At 38.8% G+C, this 2,567-nt stretch carries 2 protein-coding genes; one reads left to right on the forward strand and one right to left on the reverse strand.

All coding sequences use genetic code 11. From position 1 onward, the window contains the following. Positions 1–329 precede the first annotated feature (329 nt). Complete coding sequence (locus CSX02_RS11135; protein ID WP_189281549.1) at positions 330–1,229, forward strand: hypothetical protein; 900 nt, start codon at positions 330–332, stop codon at positions 1,227–1,229. A gap of 50 nt (positions 1,230–1,279) precedes the next feature. On the opposite strand, the gene CSX02_RS11140 is transcribed toward CSX02_RS11135, so the two are convergent. Continuing rightward, positions 1,280–2,173: an Abi family protein gene (locus CSX02_RS11140; RefSeq protein WP_099386733.1), complete on the reverse strand. Its 894-nt coding sequence runs from the start codon at positions 2,171–2,173 to the stop codon at positions 1,280–1,282. Positions 2,174–2,567: the final 394 nt, after the last annotated feature.

Below are 2,567 nucleotides of genomic sequence, written 5' to 3' on the forward strand. Positions count from 1 at the left end.
GACGAAAAGACAGTTTGTCGAAGTGCAAAATCGGTGAAAGTACAACCTCTTGAAGCTTGTGCGGCTTTGGAGAATCTAAGCTTCCGCGCCTATCGTGTGAGGCATGGCAGAGGGCGGCGGAGCTGGAGGAGGCGAGGAGAAGTACTGGGCGTGGCAAGGCGAAGAACTGAAAAAAGTGCTGAATAGGGGAATTAAGCATGGTCTTATTGAATAAAGACTGTTACAATATTTATGGTAAATATGTGAAATATCGCCAGTTAATTATTTGTGGATTTATGATCCGTTGGAATCGGGTAGTGAAAAGATACTGAGATACAGTCAAGTTGTAAATGGGTATGGAGGAAGGAAATATGATGGAACGGTCTTTAACATGGAGAAAAAGTAGACTAGTGCGCTATGCAATGACAGTGGTGATGCTGACAGTTTTGCTGACGGTGTTCGGGGTGCGAGACGGTGTGAAGGCGGCTGAATTGCCATATGATACGATTGAGGATGCAACAGGAATTTCAATCGCTGAATTCGAAACAATTGTAAAAAATGAAATCAAAATCCAAAATGAGGGTGAGTCGACTTTTGTATCTGAAGTAGATGAGCGCCATACGAAAATAAAAAATTATGACCTTCAAAATGCCTATATTGAATATGATTTGGCAAATCTGATTATCACTAAGTATAAAGAGAAGTCGAATTTCCAAAGCTTGATGGACGAAGATTATAGTGTCAAAATCCCGTGTGAAATGGAGGATGGAACACCGGCATCTTTGGTGCTAATCCCGGAAAATGGAACACTGGTTTTTGCGGAATTAGGATTATATAACGAAACTCCAAGTGATACAATTACCTATGATTCACTCGAAAAACTGATTTCTGAAACAACATTGGAAGGGCAGATTGAACAGATTCGTTTTACCTATGCAAATATGTATCATATGCAGCTGGTATATATCGTAACCTCAGAAACTGAATATATTATGCCGCGAATGTCAGAAGCGTACGATGGCATTCAGTCGAATCATTTTTATCAGGTGGATGAATTCTTTCAACAAATGAATCAGGTATTTGATGAATCTGCGATTGAACCGAACTTGAATGGTGCGGTGCCGTATAGAAAGCATTTTAGCGATTTGATTCCGATAGGGATTGCTTTAATCGGATTTTTAGGCGCAGTGGTATGCATTATATTGTTGGTTAGAAAGAAACACATGGACAAAAAGGTGAATATGGCATGAGTAGCTATTTTTTTGCGTTGGTTATGGGTATAAAAAAGAAGATGCGAGAGTTAGTTCTCGACATCTTCCTCTAATTCATAAAGTAAATGAGATTTCCAGTTCTCTGTAAATCCCATAAGATGAATGTTCACATATGGATATTTGGAAACGAGAGTATCTAAATTTTCAACAAATTCATTCCATTCTCTTTTGTCAGAAATTAGATACTTCATGCAGCATATAACGCCAAATATACGTTGATTACCAATATTTGCAAGACGGTCAGATTTGTAAAGCTTCGGTGTTTTGGTAAGTTTAACATTATATAATCTGCCATAGTGGGCACAGAGATTTCGAACATAAGCAATTGTCTCAATCCAACTCTCTAAATAAGAGTATTTGAGATTATATAAATTGGCTATGGTTGCTTTGTCGTCTGTATTTAGGTTTTTGTAAAGGCGAGATAGCCTGCCAAAACTTAAAGTTTCAGCCAAAGCATAAAATGGAATATCGCCATTTTCATAGTTGTCCTTGAAATTCCTTATAAAAGGAGAACGGGAATTTCGCTTTATTTCTCGATTAACATCATTCATCAGAGAAGCATGATACTCTTCGCTTGGCATAATAGATGGATTTTTATAGCCTAGAACGCCATAGTTTTCACACATATGATTAGATAATCGTGTCCGGAGATTGATTTCAATTATTTCGATTTTGGAAAACAATAACTGACGTAGTTTTGCATTAAAAAGATATAACGATACAATCTGCTCAAAAGAAACTCCATCATGATAATTGCCATTTTTTTCTTTTAATCCAATGCTGAATCCCTTAATTAGTCGATAATAGGAAACATCATTTAGAAAACGGCGAGCATATTCTTCATCAGGGATTGATAGACCAATGGATTTTAAATTTTTGATTTGATCATCTATAGACATAGATGGTTGAAGTTGCTTTAACATAAAAAACTCCCTAAATTAAAATGACCCGACGTGGTCCGCATTGTTAAGAGGCGTGTCGGGTACTGTTACCATTATAATATAATAGATTCGGCGGAAATTCAATGGACTTTTTGCATCCTGATTCATATCTTCTACGTCTCATCATCTGACTCTCGTTTTCCTCCCTCAGCATTTATCCCCACACCCCTCTTTTCTACATCTCGCGCCTCTCCTCGCATCCCTTCCGCGCCCCCTCCTGTGCATTCCGCCGCCTCCAGCTCCGCTACCCTCTGCCATGCCTCACACACGGCATTTCGGAAGCAAGATTCTCTGCAAAGCCGCGCACAGCTTCTTTGATTGAGGTTGTTCTTTCAACTATTTGCACTTCTTCCGCACTGTCTTTTCCACGCAAACA

The sequence above is a fragment of the Agathobacter ruminis genome (assembly GCF_002735305.1).
In the GTDB taxonomy this organism is placed as follows: domain Bacteria; phylum Bacillota; class Clostridia; order Lachnospirales; family Lachnospiraceae; genus Roseburia; species Roseburia ruminis.